The organism is Xanthomonas sp. BRIP62411 (assembly GCF_003993525.1).
Classification (GTDB): domain Bacteria; phylum Pseudomonadota; class Gammaproteobacteria; order Xanthomonadales; family Xanthomonadaceae; genus Xanthomonas; species Xanthomonas euroxanthea.
Genome location: NZ_QEZI01000008.1, coordinates 26,891 through 42,849, shown reverse-complemented (window position 1 = coordinate 42,849; position 15,959 = coordinate 26,891). Strand labels below are relative to the sequence as shown.

Sequence of the window (15,959 nt, the reverse complement as noted above, 5' to 3'; positions counted from 1 at the left end):
ATGACACCGATCCGCATGACATTGACCGCGATGGCGGTGGCCGGCGTGCTGTCCGGATGCACGCTGATGCCGCGCTATGCACGGCCCGACGCACCGGTGCCCGAGCGTTTTGCCGGCACCGAGCTCTCGACGGCATCCAATACCACCGCTACCGCCAGCCCCGAGCCGGCGGTCGATATCGCCAGCATCGGCTGGCGGCAGGTGTTCACCGACCCGGCGCTACAGCAGGTGATCGCGCTGGCATTGGAGAACAATCGCGACCTGCGCGTGGCCGCGCTCAACATCGAGGTGGCACGTGCGCAGTACCGGGTGGAGCGCGCTGCGCTGCTGCCCGCCGTGCAGGGCACCGGCACCGCCAATAACGCGCGCACGCCGTCGGAGCTGGCCATTCCAGGCCAGCCGCAGGTGTTCCGGACCTACAGCGCCAACATCGGCGTCAGTGCGTACGAGCTGGATCTGTTCGGGCGCGTGCGCAGCCTCAAGGAACAGGCGCTGCAACAGTTCCTGTCCACCGCCGAGGCACGCCGCAGCGCCCATATCAGCCTGGTGGCCGAAGTGGCCACCGCCTATCTGACGCTGGCGGCCGATCAGCAGTTGCTGCAGCTGGCGCAGTCCACCTTGAGCAGCCAGGGCGACAGTTATCGCCTGCAGCAACGCAGTTTCGAGCTGGGTGTGGCTTCGCAGCTCACCTTGCGCCAGGCGCAGACCACGGTGGAAACCGCACGCGTGGACGTGGAGCGCTACACCGCGCAGGTGGCGCAGGACCGCAACGCCCTGGTGCTGCTGGTCGGCACGCAGCTGCCGGCGGAGCTGTTGCCGCGGGCCTTGCCCGATGGCGCCAGCGTGGACGGCAACGTGCTGGCCAGCGTGCCGGCCGGCTTGCCGTCGCAGTTGCTGCAGCGTCGCCCGGATATCCTCGAGGCCGAGCGCAACCTGCGTGCGGCCAATGCCAACATCGGTGCGGCGCGCGCGGCGTTCTTCCCCAGTATCAGCCTGACCGCATCGACCGGCTCGTCCAGCAGTAGCCTGTCCAACCTGTTCGATTCCGGCACCCGCGCCTGGAGCTTCGTGCCCACGCTGACGCTGCCGATCTTCAACGCCGGGCGTAACCGGGCCAACCTTGCCATGGCCAAGGCCAACCGCGATATCGAGGTGGCGCAATACGAAAAGGCGATTCAGAGCGCGTTCCGCGAGGTTTCCGATGCGCTCGCGCAACGCGAGACCCTGGGCCGGCAATTGCAGGCGCAACAGGCCCTGGTCGATGCCACCGCCGACAGCTACCGGCTGTCGCAGGCGCGCTTCGAACGCGGCGTGGACAGCTACCTGCAGGCGCTGGATGCGCAGCGCTCGCTGTACAGCGCGCAGCAGAGCTTGATCACCACGCAGCTGTCGCGCTTCACCAATCTGGCGACGTTCTACAAGGCGATGGGTGGTGGTTGGCTGCAATCGGCCGAGCCGGCGGTGGCAACGACTGCGACGGGGCAGCCACGTGGATGACGCCGCTGCCGAACCGCCAGCACCCAGGCATGCACCGCACGACAAACGTGGTGCGATTCTGCGCGCGGCAGGCGAGCTGTTTCCACGCCAGGGCTTCGACAGGACCAGCATGGACAGCATCGCCGAGCGCGCGATGGTGTCCAAGGCCACGGTGTATGCGCATTTCGCCTCCAAAGAGGTGCTGTTCCGCACCACCCTGGAGGCGCTGGCGCACCAATCGCCCAATCCCTGGGAGGCGCTGTTGAACATGCGCGGGCCGTTGCCCGTGCGTCTGCTCGCCATCGCCGATGCGGTCGTGCGCATGGCGGCCAGCAATGCACTGGGCGATGCCGCATATGGACTGGTGCGGCCGCCGGCACTGCCCGGCCAGATGCGCGAGGAGATGTGGACGCTGGGCTTCGAACGCTACGACACCACGATGCGTGCGGTGCTGGCGCGCGAAGTGGAGCAGGGCAGCCTGGTCATCGACAATCTGCCGGATGCCTCGGTGCATTTCTTCGGATTGATGACCGGGATGCCGGCCAATGCGGCGCTGCGTGGCGACCCATTGCAGGCACCGGCCGCCACGCCGCACGCGTATGTCGCCAGTGCGGTGGCGCTGTTCCTGCGCGCGTATCGGCCGCAATCGCCAGCGGTGACCACGGCAGGCAAGCGCGGGGTGCCGAGCGGGTTCTAGCGGCGGCAGGCAGCGTGATGGATGGGAGGGCGGTGGTGTCCGCGCTGGGCCTGGGCTGCATGGGCCTGAGCTATGGTTAGGGCCGGCGACCGCGCGCAAGGTGTTCGCTCTGCACTTTCCCGGCACCACCAAGCGGCATCGCCTGGAAGAAAATCTGGGCGGCGCCGCATTGACCTTGAACAGCGAGGATCTTGCGCGGATCCAGCAGGCACTAGATGCGGTGGCGATTGTCGGCGAGCGTTACCGCCCGGAGCGGCAGAAGCTGGTCGGTAAATAACCCCGGCGATCCTGACCGCCAACCGACGTAGTTGTAGGAGCGTGCCCGCGCGCGATGGAGCTTTACCGATAAAGCCCCGTCGCGCGCAGGCACGCTCCTACACGAGCATTCCAACGCACCAGAGCGTGCCGCAACGCGTCGGTCACCAGCCTCAAACCTGCCGCCAACCGACGCTGTTGTAGGAGCGTGCCCGCGCGCGATGGGGCTTTACCGATAAGGCCCCGTCGCGCGCAGGCACGCTCCTACACGAGCATTCCAACGCACCAGAGCGTGCCGCAGTACGTCGGTCACCAGCCTCAAACCTGCCGCCAACCGACGCTGTTGTAGGAGCGTGCCCGCGCGCGATGGAGCTTTACCGAGAAAGCCCCGTCGCGCGCAGGCACGCTCCTACACACGCATGTCAGCGCACCAGAGCTTGCCGCAGTACGTCGGTCACCAGCCTCAAACCTGCCGCCAACCGACGCGGTTGTAGGAGCGTGCCCGCGCGCGACGGTGCCTTACCGATAAAGCCCTGTCGCGCGCAGGCACGCTCCTACACGGACGCGTCAGCGCGCCGGATCGTGCCGCAATGCGTCGATCACGACCTTGAGTGCGCTCGAGGTTTGGCGGCGGCTGGGGTAATAGGCGTAATAGCCGTCGAATGGGGCGCACCAGTCCTCCAGCACGCGGCGTAGCCGGCCGGCGGCGAGGTGCTCCAGCACCATGGTTTCCGGCAAGAACGCGAGTCCGCCGCCGGCCAGTGCGGCACGCAGCACCGCGCTGCTGCCGTTGAAGGTCCATTGCCCGTCCACGCGGACCTTGACCTCGTGCCCGTCCTTTTCGAAGTCCCAGACCAGCAAGCCGCCGTGGGTGGGCAGGCGCAGGCCGATGCAGTTGTGCCTGGCCAGGTCGGCCGGGGCAGCAGGGATGGTGTGGTGCACGAAGTAGCCCGGCACCGCCACCACCGCCATGCGCTGCATCGGGCTGATCGGCACCGCGACCATGTCCTTGGCGACCTGATCGCCCAGCCGGATGCCGATGTCGTAGCGCTGGGCAACGATATCGGCCAGCCCGTAATCGACGGTGATCTCGATCCTGAGGTCAGGATAGTCGGGCAGCACCTGCGACAACGCTGGCCAGATGTAGGCGTCGGCGGCGTGGCCGGTAGTGGTGATACGGATGGTGCCGGCCGGCGTGTCGCGGAATTCGGTGAGCGCGGACAGTTCGTGGTCGATCTCCTGCAGCCGCGGAGCCACGGTGTCGAACAGGCGTGCGCCGGCTTCGGTCATCGACACGCTGCGCGTGGTGCGGGTCAACAGGCGGATGCCCAGACGTGCTTCCAGTGCGCGCACGGTATGGCTCAGCGCCGATTGCGAGACGCCAAGCTGCGCGGCGGCGCGGGTGAAGCTGCCTTCGCGCGCCACGGCGACGAAGGCCTGCAGATCGTTGAGGTTTTCCCGCGCCATTGGTTGCGAATGCCGACTCCACCGCATGCCATTCATGCGGCTGCATCATGCGCGATGGTGCGTGATGGCTCCACACCCGGCGGGTCGTGGCCGCATTGATGCGCTGTGTTTCTAGGTGCATGCGCTGCTGCCTGGGTAATGCCGATGCGCCTGCACGCTACAGTGCAGTCACTTGAATCGAGGAGCACGGCCATGAATCTGTTTGCAACTGCGATGTCGCTGTCGATGATGGCTGCCGTCACGCCCGCAGGTGAAGAGCGACACGCGATCAGGGTGAGCAAGGCCGGCGGCGCCGCATCTGCAGCCGGCCCGGCCGACTATTTCACCGGCACCGTGCGCATCGACGCGCCTTTCCAGGCCGATGCGCCGGCGCGGGTGGGCGGTGCCACCGTCACCTTCGAGCCGGGCGCGCGCACCGCCTGGCACACCCATCCGTTGGGGCAGACGCTGATCGTCACCGCCGGCGCCGGGCGTGTGCAGGAATGGGGCAAGCCGGCGCAGCAGATCCGCCCGGGCGACATCGTGTGGATTCCGCCGGGCGTCAAGCACTGGCACGGCGCCAACGCGACCGTGGCGATGTCGCACATCGCCATCGCCGAAGCGCAGGATGGCTCGCCGGTGACCTGGCTGGAGCAGGTCAGCGAGGCGCAGTACGCGGACGAGTGAACGGTGCTCAACGATGACCTGGTGCGGTCTGCCGCGTCATCGTCGGTGATACATGTCGCTTGGTGCGGGCGCGTGACTGCGCTCCACTGCGCGCGGACAGGCTTACGCCGCTTGTGTCGCAGCCTGTGCCCCGGCACGCAACCGTTGTGCGTCACGTGCGGGCGGCGCGCCGAGAATGCGCGCGTAGTCGCGACTGAATTGCGAGGCGCTCTCGTAGCCGACGCGGAAGCCGGCATCAGCGGCATTCAGCGCTTCGGCCAGCATCAGCCGGCGCGCTTCGTGCACGCGCAGATGCGAGCGATATTCCAGCGGCGTCATCGAGGTGACCGCCTTGAAATGCGCATGAAAGGTGGAGCGGCTCATTGCCGACAGATCGGCAATCTGCTCGATACGGAAGCGCTGTGCGTAATGCTCGCGCAGCCAGACAATGGCTTTGGAAATCTGGTTGAGTCGGCTGTCGGCAATGGCCATCTGGCGCACCACCGCATTGGCCGGATCGGCCATCAGGCGATAGAGCACTTCGCGCAGCACCAGCGGTGCCAGCGCGGCAATCTCCTGGGGTTGATCGAGCAGACGCGCCAGCCGCACTGCAGCGTCCTGCAATGGCGGCGTGCTGTGGTTGAGCAACAACCCGGCCTGCGCCGCATCGCGTTGCGGCTCGACCAGCTCCGGGTGACTGACGGCCAGGTCGCTCAGCACGGCGGTGTCCAGATCCAGGCAGAAACACAGATACGGCTGCGCGGCGCTGGCCTCGATCACCGAACCGACGATCGGCAGATCCACCGAGGCCACCAGATACATCTGCGGGTGATAGAGATACGCCGCCGCGCCCAGCATCGCCTGCTTGCGGCCTTGCGCCACCAGGCACAGCATCGGCGTATAGACCGTGGGCACCGACACCGTCGGCGAGGCGCTGCGCATGATCTGCAGCCCGGCAATCCGGGTGGCGTGCATGCCATCGCCAGGGGCGTGGCGCAGCAGGATCTCGGTCATCTCGGTCAAGGCGGACATGCAGGACTCGGCAGTGGCACCAGGCGGCCTGGCCGCGATGCCGTCGATCGTACAAGACCGGATGTCATAGAGCCGGCAGGTCCGCAGCAGCGGCAGGCCACGGCAGCGCCGGTTGGCGCCGACACGCGCGTTCAGGCGCTTGCACGCCCAGCGCCTCAACACGACAGGCCTGCCATGATCTGATAGGGCGCTCACGCGCGCGCCGTATCATGGGCGTCTGTTTCCGTGATCGCCTCGCCCATGCCCGCAAAACGTTCGACCATCCCCACGCCGACGCGCCCCGCCGACTGGAAGGCGCTCGAGGCCGCCGCCACGGCCGAACTTGCGCGTCGCACAGCGCAAGCGCATCAGCAGATCCTGGGATTGTTGAACACGCATGGGCATCTGCTCAGCGAGGCGCAGCGGCGCGGCTTGCACAAGCGCTTGGTGCGTGCAGGGGGCTAAGAGCGGCGACAAAACTCTATATCGGCAGCGGCAACGTGTTGGTCACGCGTGCCTTGTTGATCGGTGAGTCGAGTGCGCGGTGCCCTCGCCACTTGCGGGACACGCCGTGAATCCGTCCCTGGAGGCTCCTGGGCGGCATCCATGCCGCCCAGGGTCCCGCAAGCGGCGAGGCACCGCACTAGAAAGTTGGTCGGTTATCGCATCAAAGGCCGCTTGTCGTCGGATGTGCATCAAATGTTGCGACGTTGAGCCGGCGCATCAGTATCGGACAACCTGATTTTCGAACAACGCGCGTCGTGCACTGCTTGCACCTGCACACCGACCATCCCGACAGGTCCTTGCCCGCCACCGTCGCGGGACCGTGAGCGGCATGGATGCCGCGCCAGAACCTACACGGGCGTACTTGCGGCGTGTCCTGCGATGGTGGGTGGGCGAGGGGCATGCAGTAAAGCCACAGATCACCCGCTCTACAGCTGATCCATCCGCAAAGCCGTAGATTGGCTCCTCTCCAAGACGTCACGTCGCAGCCACGCATCGCTCCGCGTCCAGCCAGCACTGGCCGACGCAAGCACCAAACTTGCGTTCAACCGACACGCTCCCACGGCGGCACCTCGCCCAGGCGTTCCAGCAGAAACTCCACGAATGCGCGCACGCGCGGTGGCTGCAGCTGGCGGGCCGGCATCACCGCGTTGATCTGCGTGGTCGGTGGCGGGTAGTCGGGGAGGACCTCGACCAACCGGCCGTCGCGCAGTTCCTCGGCAATGTGCCAGTACGAATGCAACGCGATGCCTTGGCCGGCGACGGCCGCGTCGCGGATCAACTCACCGAAATTGCTTTCGAAGCGGCTTTGCATGCGCACGCGTACCAGGCCGCCCTCCGGCGTTTGCAACCGCCACACGTCCTGACGGCCGTCGCGGCCCATCAGCAGCACGCCGGCATGCCCGGCCAGGTCGTCCGGCGTGCGCGGGGTGCCGTGGCGCCGCAGATACTCGGGCGAGGCGGCGAGGGTGCGGCGGTTGTCGGCGATGCGCCGCGCCACCAGCCCGGAGTCGTTCAGCGGGCCGATGCGGATCGCCAGATCGAAGCCTTGCTTGACCAGGTCCACCAGGTCGTCGCTCAGATGCGCGCTGATGTGCACGCGCGGATGCCGGGCCTGGAATTCCGGCAGCAGCGGCGACACGTATTGCCGCCCGAACGAGGCCGACAGGGTCATGCGCAGGATGCCGCCGACCGCGTGTGCGCTCTCGCGCAGGTCGTCGGCCAGCGCGTCCAGATCCTGCACCAGCACGCGGCCGCGCTCGGCCAGACGCTGGCCCTCGGGTGTGGGGTGCAGCCGGCGCGTGGTCCGGTGCAGCAGGCGCACGCCCAGCTCGCGTTCCAGCCGCTTCAGGCGCTGGCTGGCGACCGCCAGCGACAGGTCCAGGCTGCGCGCACCGGCGGTGATCGAGCCGGAATCGAGCACGCGCAGGAACAGCGCGATGTCGCCGAGGCGGTCCATGCGATTCTCAATGATTGGTTGATAGTGAATCAGGATAGCAGGGGTTTTTGCTTAGGACGCCGGAGCGCAGGCTGTGGGTCGTCTTCCCTGGTCCCTGCCCATGTCCGCTTCCGTGCGTTCTTCCCGCTTTCCGCCAGCGCTGCTGGCGCTGACCATCGGTGCCTTCGGCATCGGCACCACCGAGTTCGTGATCATGGGCCTGCTGCAGCAGGTGGCCACCGACCTGGGCGTGTCGCTCAGCGCCGCCGGCCTGCTGATCAGCGGCTATGCGCTGGGCGTGTTCGTCGGGGCGCCGGTGCTGACGCTGGCCAGTGCGCGCTTGCCGCGCAAGGCGGTGCTGGTCGGGTTGATGGCGATCTTCACTTTCGGCAACGTGGCCTGCGCGCTGGCGCCGGACTACGCCAGCCTGATGGTTGCGCGCGTGCTGACCTCGCTGGCGCACGGCACCTTCTTCGGCGTGGGCGCGGTGGTGGCGACCTCGCTGGTCCCGGCCGAGCGCCGCGCTTCGGCAATCTCGCTGATGTTTGCCGGGCTGACCGTGGCCACCCTGCTGGGGGTGCCGGCCGGCGCCTGGCTGGGCCTGCAGCTGGGCTGGCGGGCGACGTTCTGGGCGGTTGCGATCGTCGGCGTGCTGGCCACGGCCGCGGTGGCGCTGTGGGTACCGGCGAACGCAGGCGCGGCCGCAGCGGTGTCATGGCGGCAGGAAGTGGCAGTGCTGGGGCGCGGGCAGGTGGTGCTGGCGCTGGCGATGACGGTGGTGGGCTATGCCGGCGTGTTCGCGGTGTTCACCTATATCCAGCCGTTGCTGGTGGAGGTGACCGGTTTTGCGCAGACCGCGGTGTCGCCGGTGTTGCTGGTCTTCGGCGTCGGCATGATCGTGGGCAATCTGCTCGGCGGGCGTCTGGCCGACCGGCGTCCCACCGCCGCCTTGCTGGGCAGCCTGGCGGCATTGGTGGTGGTGCTCGCTGCGATGGGCCTGGTCCTGCACAACAAGACCGCGATGGTGGTGTTCGTCGGGCTGCTGGGCGTGGCCGCCTTCGCCACCGTGGCGCCGCTGCAACTGCGCGTGCTCGAGCATGCGCGTGGTGCCGGCCAGAACCTGGCCTCCAGTCTCAATATCGCCGCGTTCAATCTGGGCAATGCCGTGGGCGCCTGGCTGGGCGGTGTGGTGATCGCCACCCATGCCGGCCTGGTTGCCACGCCGTGGGTTGCCGCGTTGTTGAGCGCGATGGGCCTGGGGATCGCGTTGTGGAGCGTGCAGCTGCAACGCCGGCGTGCCGCTGCGCCGGGCGTCTGCGTGCAGGCGGGTTGATTCGGTCCTGCGGGCGCAGCGCGCAGTACTTGCGCAACCGGCAGACCTGCGCGATCGGCGCCATCGGCGCAGGTCGCCGGCGAGCGGATCGTCGCGGCTGGCGTCGCGCAGTGGCCGATCTTCCGGCACTGCGCGTGGATTTTCTTTCGATTTCAGGGAGTAGTGCGATGGACACACGTTTTCTCGGCCGGTCCGGTTTCAAGGTGCCGGTGCTCGGTCTGGGTGCCGGCACCTTCGGCGGCAAGGGGCCGCTGTTTTCTGCCTGGGGCGCGACCGATGTGGCGCAGGCGCAGCGCATGATCGATCTGTGCCTGGAGGCGGGCCTGAACCTGTTCGACACCGCCGATGTGTATTCGGACGGTGCCTCCGAAGAGATTCTCGGCCAGGCGCTGCAGGGGCGCCGCGATCAGGTGATCCTGTCGACCAAGACCGGCCTGCGCCTGGGCGATGGGCCCAACGATGCTGGTGCCTCGCGCTTCCGCCTGTTGCGTGCGGTGGATGCCTCGTTGCGGCGCCTGCGCACCGACCATATCGATCTGCTGCAGCTGCATGCCTTCGATGCGATGACCCCGATGGAGGAAACCCTGTCCACGCTGGATGAGCTGGTGCGTGCAGGAAAGGTGCGTTATCTGGGCGCGTCGAACTACGCCGGCTGGCAGTTGATGAAGTCGTTATCTGTGGCGGACGCGCATGGCTGGAGCCGCTTCGTGGCCAACCAGACCTACTACTCGCTGGCCGGGCGCGACTACGAATGGGAGCTGATGCCGCTGGGCATCGACCAGGGCGTGGGCGCAGTGGTGTGGAGTCCGCTGGGGTGGGGCCGCCTGACCGGCAAGCTGCGCCGCGGCCAACCGCTGCCGGACACCAGCCGCCTGCACGCGACGGCCGCCGCGGGCCCGGCGATCAGCGATGAGCGCCTGTTCGACATTGTCGATGTGCTGGACGCCATTGCCGAGGAGACCGGGCGCAGCGTGCCGCAGATCGCCATCAACTGGCTGCTGCAGCGGCCCACCGTCAGCACGGTGCTGATCGGCGCGCGCGACGAAACCCAGCTGCGCCAGAACCTGGGTGCGGTGGGCTGGTCGCTGACGGCCGAGCAGCGCACGCGCCTGGAGGCGGTTAGCGCGGTGGAGCCGCCGTATCCGTACTACCCGTACTGGCGCGGGCATTTTGCAGAGCGCAGCCCGCTGCCGGTGTAGACATGGTGGCCGCCCGCGTGCCACCGGCAAACGCCAGCACCACGCGCGGGCTGGTGGGCACACGCTGCGGCGTGGGCAGCGACAGGTGCACGCCTTCTGCGCGGATCACCAGCGATACGCCACCGACATCTGGTACTGCCGCCCGGCAATCGGCCGGCCCATGAACACGCCGCCGGTGGCCGCACCGGGCACGCGCACATTGCCTTCGGTCAGCCCCAGCGTATCGGTGACGTTGCTGCCGCTGGCGGTCACTTCCCAATGCTCGCCCACATGCAGGTTGGCGCCGATATCCACCATGTCGTAGGACGGCAGGCGCTGGCTGTTGGCCAGGTCGGCGAAGCGATCGCCGATGTAGGAATAGGTGGCGAACAGCTTGAGGTCGCCGAACGGCAGCATCCAGTAGTAGCTGGGCGTCACGCGGAACTGCCGCTTGGGCTGGCGCATCACCTGGTTGCCGGTGAACTCGCGGTAGTTGCGGTATTTCGCATCCAGCCACACCCCGGTGCCGGCCAGCTCGAAGCCGCCGAACGGGCGGATGGCGCCTTCCACCTCCAGACCGCGCGCGCGCGAATCCCCAACGGTGGTGAAGTTCTCGCCATTGGCCAGAAACGCCTGGAATGGCGAGTTCTTGAAGGTGTTGTAGAACGCAGTGAGATACAGGTCGTAGCTGCTGGCGCCGGACTTGAGCCCGAGTTCGTACTGATCCACGTCCTGCACGCGATTCTGGCCATCGCGCAGATTGTCGAAGCCGGGGAACTTCACCCCCGAGTTGACGCGGGCGAACAGGCTGTTGCTGTCGTTGAGCTTGAAGTTCAGGCCCGCCGTCCACGAGAACGCCTCGTCGTCCTGGTCGATGCGGCGCGTGCTGGCCAGCGCCAGCGAGGTGGCGTTGTCGTACAGCGTGGCCGGGTTGCCGTCCAGGTCCACCGTGGTGGTGTCGTGCACGTCACCGGTGACGCTCTGGCGCTCGTAGCGTGCGCCCAGGTCCAGACGCAGCTGGTCGTTGATTTCCCATTCGTCGGCGACGAAGGCGGCGATGTTCTCGCCGTCGTAGTTCGCGCGCAGGTTGAAGAACGCGGTGCTGGTGAAGCCCTGCCGCGTGGCCTGGCGCCCGTCAGCCAGATCCACGTCGATGCGGCGCGCGTTGTTCTGCGCGGTGAGCAGCATGGTGTTGCCCAGGTACCAGGTATCCGCAGAGGAATACCTGGCGTAGTACGTGCCTACGGTGAGCGTATTGCCGGCAAACAGTTCGCGGCTCAGGCGCAGGTCGTTGGTGACCGAGTTCAGGCGCTTGTCCACCGACCACCAGCCGGCTTCGAGCACCTGCTGGTTCGGATCCACCGCGTCGCCGCCGTTGGTGAAGCGGCCGCTGCCAGCGCTGCCATAGCCGGCGATGAAGTCGCCCAGCCGCTGCGGCGCATCCCCGGTGAACAGGGCATAGGTCGGCGCGCTGCCGCTCATCACGTTGAAGCGGTCGGCGATGGTCCAGTCGCCGCGCTCCCAGTTCAATTCGCCGCCGAACACATCGATGTTGACGCCGCGCCCATCGGCCAGATCGCGCTGGATGGTCTGCCCGTTCGGCCCGACCAGCAGATCGACATTGCGGAAATCGCGGCCGAGCAGGGTGCCGGTCTGCGCATTCAAGCCGGGGAAACTGGACAGGTCGTTGCCGTTGTTGCGCGACAGCAGCGGAATGGCAGTGTAGAAGGCGTTGTTGTCGTCGGTATGCCGCGCGTAGAACGACACCTCGCCGCTGTCCCAGCGCTTGCTCAGCGTGGCGCTGAACTGGGCGCCCTTGTCGGCGGCGAACCGCGGGTCGCGCACGCCATCGGTTTCGCGGAAGAACCCTCCCACGCTGTAGTACCAGCCATTGCCCATCGGCCCGCTGTTGAACACATCGATGCGGCGCAGGGCGTTGTTGCCGCCGGTCAGGCGCACGCTGCCTTCCGGTTCGTCCTGGCCCTTTTTCTGGATGAAATTGACCGTCAGCCCCGGCTGCCCGTTGGAGAAGATCGGGCTGGAACCGCCACGCAAAACCTCCATGCGCTCGACCGTGTCGTCGACTCGGAACAGCGTGGAATTTTCCAGAAACGACAGGCTTGGCGGCGGAAACAGCGGCGAGCCATCCAGTTGCATGGTCACGAATGGCGCATCGCCTTCGGACGGCATGCCGCGCACGAAGATGTTGGCACCGGTGCCGCCACCGCTGGGCTCGGCCCATACGCCCGGCACGATCTTCAACAGGTCCGCGGTGCTCTGCGGGACGGCCTGCTGGATCTGCTCCGGGCTGGCGGTGGTGATCGAAAAGCTGGCATCGCGCTTGGCCAGGCCCTTGAAGCGCGCGGTGCCGCTGACGATCACCGAATCCAGCGTGGTGGCGTCCTGTTGTGGCGGTGCCGCAGGGGCGGTTTGCGCGTAGGCGACAGGGCTGAGCAGGGCGATGATGGTCAATGACAGGGCGTGGCGGGACAGGGACGAGGTCATGCGTGCTCTCCTTCAATCGCAGCGATCGACGCAAGCCCCGCAAAACACGGGCGGGCGCCGGAAAGGTGATGTGCCGCACAGGAGCGCGCCGGAACGGCAACGCGCGCATGCAGTGCGTGTTGCCGTTCTAATGGAAGCCGTGGCAAAAGCTGTTGTGCGCCGCATCAGCGGCAGACCGCGATGGCGGGCTGGTCGGCAGCCAGGCAACGCAGGTGCCGGCCCTCCGCAGCGGTGCACGGACCAGGAACGAAGGCGTCCTGCCCGATCGCAACCGGTGCCAAGCGCATCACGTACCGTCTGCACATGCAGCTGTTTTCTGCCGTGCGACCACCAGCCGGCTGCGCAAGCTGACACATGACGAGGCCGCCCGAAGGCGGCCTCGCTTATGACGGCGGGAGAGAGGTACCGTCAGAAGAACATGCGCACGCCGAACGAGGCGCTGCGGCCGGGAAGCATCACATCGTCCTTGAGGAAGGAGGTGTGCACGCGTGCGTCCTGGTTGGTCAGGTTGTTGCCGTCCAGGAACACTTCCCACGCATTGCTGCCGCGGTCCACGTGGTAAGCCAGATGCGCATCGACGAACGTGTAGCCGTCGGTCGGGGTTTCGTTCACTGCCACCTTGTCCTGCTTCATGGTGCGGGTGGCACCGAGCGAGGCGCGCCATGCATCGGCATTCCAGCGCATCTGCGCGCCGACACGGCCCGGGGCGATGCGCGGCAGGTTGCCGCCATCCTTCAGGCGCGCACGCACGGTGTCGCCGAACACGCGCAGGTCCCACGCGCCGGTGTCGTTGTCGGCCAGATGGAAGGTGGCCTCGCCTTCGAAACCGTGAAAAACCGCATCGTTCTGCGTCCACTGGCGGATCGGCAGGAAGTCGTTGTCCTCTTCGTTGAACCACTGGCCGCCGGTATCGACGATGTAGACGAAGTCGTTGTAGCGGTTGTAGTACGCAGCGATCTTGGCATCCACCCAGGTGTTCTGGAAGTTCAGCCCCAGCTCGGCCTGGTTGGCCTTCTCGGTCTTCAGGTCCGCATCGCCGATCTCGTAGGCGAGGGTGGCGATATGCGGGCCGTTGGCGAACAGCTCCTCCTCGGCCGGCGCGCGCTCGGCATGGTCGAGGTTGGCGGTCAGGCGCCACTGTTCGTTGAAGCGGAAACCGCCGCTGGCCGAGAAGCTGGTCGGGGTGAAGTCGCGGTCCACGCCGATGTCGGTGGTGTACTTGACCTTGTCCACGCGCGCGCCGATTTCGGCGGTGACGCGGTCCCAGCTGTTGCGCGCAACGCCGAACACGCCCAGCGAGCGGGTGTCGGTCTTGGGGACGAAGGATTCTTCGCCCACTGCCTGGAAGGTGGTGTCGCTGCCCTGCAGGCCGAATGCGGTCTGCCAGCCGCCGCCGAAGGTGAAGGAGGCCTCCACGCGGCCTTCGTTGGCGCGCTTGGTGAACACGGTGCCGACTTCTTCGCCTTCGAATTCGGTATGCGCGTAATCGGTATGACCGAAGCTGTAGCGCAGCGCGCTGCCTTCGCCCCACGGGTCGGTCAGCCCGCCCTTGAGGTCGTAGCGGTCCTGCTGCAGCTTCAACGACACCCCGCGCTCGCCGATCGACAGATCGCCCGGCTCGCCGGGGTTGCCGTAGTTGTCGCGGAAGCGCGAGGCCGACAGGCCGACGAAGCCCCAGTCGCCGGACAGCGAGGCGCCGACCGATCCGACCTTGGAGTCGATCCAGGAATTGGCCTGGCGTCCTTGCGGGGTGTCGTAATCGTTCTGGTTGCGGTACACGCCGTCGGCATGGATCGACAGCCCGCTGCCGTTGCCGGCATCGACGCGGAACATGTCGGTGTTGCCGTCCTTGTCGCCGCCGTCGAAGCGCACTTCGGCGCGGCCGCTGAAGCCGTCCACCGGGGTTTCGGCAATGCGTCCGTCGACCACGTTGACCACGCCGCCGATCGCGCCGGAGCCGTACAGCAGCGTGGACGGACCCTTGAGCACTTCGATCTGGTTGGCCAGGAACGGCTCGATCGCCGGCGAGTGATCCTGGCTGACCGTGGACACGTCCTGGGTGGACAGGCCGTCGCGCAGCACCGCCACGCGCGGGCCATCCAGGCCACGGATGATCGGCCGGCCGACGCCGGGGCCGAAGTTGGAACTCTGCACGCCGGGCAGGCTGGCCACGGTTTCGCCCAGGCTGGAACTGCGCACTTCGTCCAGGCGTTCGCCGGCCAGCACTTCGACCGGGCGGCTCAGCTCGCCGGCCGCATCGCGCAGCGGGCTGGCGGTGACGACGACCTTGTCCAGGTCCTTGATGTGGCGGCCACTGGAAGTGGTGGCGTCGTGGCGCGTGTCCGAGCTGGGCGGGGTCTGCGGGTCGGCAACCGCCGGTGCGTCCGCGGCCATGGCCAGGGCGGGCGTCAGCAGGCTGGTCAGGGCCAGCGAGAGGGTGGAGCGACGAAGCGAGAAAACGGGGCGAGGGTGCATGGCGGGCCGGACTCTGTGGTTGTTACTTTATATCAACGATAAGGCGCAGCTTGGCCACTGCGCCGACGGCGGGGACCCGCTCAGCTGCGCGATGCAGTGGTGCGGGCCTGGAACAAGGAAGATGTTATATTATTCCACATCGCCGCGAGCCCCTGCTGGAAGTCATGCCTCTACCGTCTCTTCGCCATGTGCTCGACCGCTTTGGTGCGACCGGTTCGCTGCTGTGCGCCGTGCATTGCGCGGTGCTGCCGCTGGTGCTGGCCCTGGCCCCGTCCCTGGGCCTGTCGTTCTGGCTGGGCGACGGGGTCGAACGGGCCATCGTGGTGTTCGTGACGCTGCTGGGCCTGTTCAGCCTGGTGCTGGGCTATCGCCGGCACAAGGCGCTGCATGCGCTGGCGCTGCTGCTGCCTGGCCTGTTGTTGCTGTGGGCCGGCCTGCTGTACGACCCGCTGCATCACGCGGTGCTGCCGCATGCCGTGGTGATGACGCTCGGCGGCGCGCTGGTCGGCATCGCCCACCTGGTTAATCTGCGTCTGAATCACGGGCACGCCCACGTCCACGACGCCAGCTGCGTCCACTAGCCCGGGCTGCGCGGGCAGGGGCCTACGTGGTAGGCTTGCCGGCCTTGCGCGAGGGCGCCGCCGGCGTAAACCTCGCCAGACCCGTGTTCAGCGCGGGGATTTGTATTCAGTATTCACATTCAGGAGTCGACGAACATGGGTAAGGGTGACCGCAAGACCGCCAAGGGCAAGCGCTACAATTCCAGCTACGGCAATTCGCGTTCGCACGCGGTGAGCAAGGTCGTCGTGGGTGCAGCTGCCCCGGTTGCCAAGAAGGGCGTGGTCAAGGCTCCGGCCAAGAAGGCTGTTGCCAAGAAGACCGTTGCCAAGGCCGGCTGATCCCTAGCCCGCTTCGCGACACCAGAACGCGGCGCTTGCGCCGCGTTTTTTTATGTCCCGCATCGACGCCGCTGGT

13 protein-coding genes and 1 pseudogene are annotated in these 15,959 nt (G+C 67.2%); 9 read left to right on the top strand and 5 right to left on the bottom strand.

Annotated elements, in window-relative coordinates:
• The 3 genes and pseudogenes from EO139_RS04480 to EO139_RS04470 form a co-directional block, all read left to right on the top strand.
• Positions 1–1,497 (top strand): efflux transporter outer membrane subunit, encoded by a 1,497-nt coding sequence (locus tag EO139_RS04480; RefSeq protein ID WP_126969493.1) that lies wholly within the window; start codon positions 1–3, stop codon positions 1,495–1,497.
• A complete protein-coding gene (locus tag EO139_RS04475; protein WP_126969491.1) occupies positions 1,490–2,173 on the top strand; it encodes a TetR/AcrR family transcriptional regulator in 684 nt (227 codons plus the stop codon). The genes EO139_RS04480 and EO139_RS04475 overlap by 8 nt, the downstream gene beginning before the upstream one ends.
• A 118-nt stretch (positions 2,174–2,291) precedes the next feature.
• Positions 2,292–2,450: pseudogene (locus EO139_RS04470) on the top strand (aldo/keto reductase); the annotation flags it as partial.
• A gap of 545 nt (positions 2,451–2,995) precedes the next feature.
• On the opposite strand, the gene EO139_RS04465 reads toward EO139_RS04470, so the two are convergent.
• A complete protein-coding gene (locus EO139_RS04465) occupies positions 2,996–3,895 on the bottom strand; it encodes a LysR family transcriptional regulator (RefSeq protein WP_126969489.1) in 900 nt (299 codons plus the stop codon).
• Between the two features lie 192 nt (positions 3,896–4,087).
• Here EO139_RS04465 and EO139_RS04460 point away from each other — a divergent pair, with 192 nt between their 5' ends.
• On the top strand, positions 4,088–4,561 hold the full coding sequence (locus tag EO139_RS04460; RefSeq protein WP_164739726.1) for a cupin domain-containing protein: 474 nt from the start codon (positions 4,088–4,090) through the stop codon (positions 4,559–4,561).
• Positions 4,562–4,663: 102 nt separating this feature from the next.
• On the opposite strand, the gene EO139_RS04455 is transcribed toward EO139_RS04460, so the two are convergent.
• A complete protein-coding gene (locus EO139_RS04455; RefSeq protein WP_016902327.1) occupies positions 4,664–5,572 on the bottom strand; it encodes an AraC family transcriptional regulator in 909 nt (302 codons plus the stop codon).
• A gap of 240 nt (positions 5,573–5,812) precedes the next feature.
• Here EO139_RS04455 and EO139_RS04450 point away from each other — a divergent pair, with 240 nt between their 5' ends.
• Complete coding sequence (locus EO139_RS04450; RefSeq protein ID WP_104581868.1) at positions 5,813–6,016, top strand: hypothetical protein; 204 nt, start codon at positions 5,813–5,815, stop codon at positions 6,014–6,016.
• Between the two features lie 583 nt (positions 6,017–6,599).
• Here the strand turns inward: EO139_RS04450 and EO139_RS04440 are convergent.
• The gene (locus EO139_RS04440) at positions 6,600–7,514 is read right to left on the bottom strand and encodes a LysR family transcriptional regulator (protein ID WP_126969487.1); all 915 of its coding nucleotides are present in this window, start codon (positions 7,512–7,514) and stop codon (positions 6,600–6,602) included.
• Positions 7,515–7,614: 100 nt separating this feature from the next.
• On the opposite strand from EO139_RS04440, the gene EO139_RS04435 reads away from it, so the two are divergent.
• Together EO139_RS04435 and EO139_RS04430 are read left to right on the top strand one after the other, a co-directional pair.
• Complete coding sequence (locus EO139_RS04435; protein WP_126969485.1) at positions 7,615–8,826, top strand: MFS transporter; 1,212 nt, start codon at positions 7,615–7,617, stop codon at positions 8,824–8,826.
• A 167-nt stretch (positions 8,827–8,993) separates the two neighbouring features.
• The gene (locus EO139_RS04430; protein ID WP_126969483.1) at positions 8,994–10,025 is read left to right on the top strand and encodes an aldo/keto reductase; all 1,032 of its coding nucleotides are present in this window, start codon (positions 8,994–8,996) and stop codon (positions 10,023–10,025) included.
• A 105-nt stretch (positions 10,026–10,130) separates the two neighbouring features.
• Here EO139_RS04430 and EO139_RS04425 read toward each other — a convergent pair whose 3' ends face one another.
• Positions 10,131–12,509, bottom strand: a complete 2,379-nt coding sequence (locus EO139_RS04425; RefSeq protein WP_126969481.1) for a TonB-dependent receptor — start codon at positions 12,507–12,509, stop codon at positions 10,131–10,133.
• Between the two features lie 408 nt (positions 12,510–12,917).
• Positions 12,918–14,984, bottom strand: coding sequence for a TonB-dependent receptor (locus EO139_RS04420; RefSeq protein WP_126969479.1), 2,067 nt, complete (start codon positions 14,982–14,984; stop codon positions 12,918–12,920).
• A gap of 164 nt (positions 14,985–15,148) precedes the next feature.
• On the opposite strand from EO139_RS04420, the gene EO139_RS04415 reads away from it, so the two are divergent.
• Both EO139_RS04415 and EO139_RS04410 read left to right on the top strand, forming a co-directional pair.
• Positions 15,149–15,565 (top strand): MerC domain-containing protein, encoded by a 417-nt coding sequence (locus tag EO139_RS04415; protein ID WP_104581874.1) that lies wholly within the window; start codon positions 15,149–15,151, stop codon positions 15,563–15,565.
• Between the two features lie 135 nt (positions 15,566–15,700).
• Positions 15,701–15,883 carry a 30S ribosomal protein THX gene (locus EO139_RS04410; protein WP_016904806.1) on the top strand — a complete coding sequence of 61 codons (183 nt, stop codon included), beginning with the start codon at positions 15,701–15,703 and terminating at the stop codon, positions 15,881–15,883.
• Positions 15,884–15,959: the final 76 nt, after the last annotated feature.

Excerpts from the sequence above, each read along its gene's own strand:
- EO139_RS04480 (WP_126969493.1), top strand. The coding sequence starts at position 1 with ATGACACCGATCCGCATGACATTGACCGCGATGGCGGTGGCCGGCGTG.
- EO139_RS04465 (WP_126969489.1), bottom strand. The coding sequence starts at position 3,895 with ATGGCGCGGGAAAACCTCAACGATCTGCAGGCCTTCGTCGCCGTGGCG.
- EO139_RS04460 (WP_164739726.1), top strand. The coding sequence starts at position 4,088 with ATGAATCTGTTTGCAACTGCGATGTCGCTGTCGATGATGGCTGCCGTC.
- EO139_RS04455 (WP_016902327.1), bottom strand. The coding sequence starts at position 5,572 with ATGTCCGCCTTGACCGAGATGACCGAGATCCTGCTGCGCCACGCCCCT.
- EO139_RS04450 (WP_104581868.1), top strand. The coding sequence starts at position 5,813 with ATGCCCGCAAAACGTTCGACCATCCCCACGCCGACGCGCCCCGCCGAC.
- EO139_RS04440 (WP_126969487.1), bottom strand. The coding sequence starts at position 7,514 with ATGGACCGCCTCGGCGACATCGCGCTGTTCCTGCGCGTGCTCGATTCC.
- EO139_RS04435 (WP_126969485.1), top strand. The coding sequence starts at position 7,615 with ATGTCCGCTTCCGTGCGTTCTTCCCGCTTTCCGCCAGCGCTGCTGGCG.
- EO139_RS04430 (WP_126969483.1), top strand. The coding sequence starts at position 8,994 with ATGGACACACGTTTTCTCGGCCGGTCCGGTTTCAAGGTGCCGGTGCTC.
- EO139_RS04425 (WP_126969481.1), bottom strand. The coding sequence starts at position 12,509 with ATGACCTCGTCCCTGTCCCGCCACGCCCTGTCATTGACCATCATCGCC.
- EO139_RS04420 (WP_126969479.1), bottom strand. The coding sequence starts at position 14,984 with ATGCACCCTCGCCCCGTTTTCTCGCTTCGTCGCTCCACCCTCTCGCTG.
- EO139_RS04415 (WP_104581874.1), top strand. The coding sequence starts at position 15,149 with ATGCCTCTACCGTCTCTTCGCCATGTGCTCGACCGCTTTGGTGCGACC.
- EO139_RS04410 (WP_016904806.1), top strand. The coding sequence starts at position 15,701 with ATGGGTAAGGGTGACCGCAAGACCGCCAAGGGCAAGCGCTACAATTCC.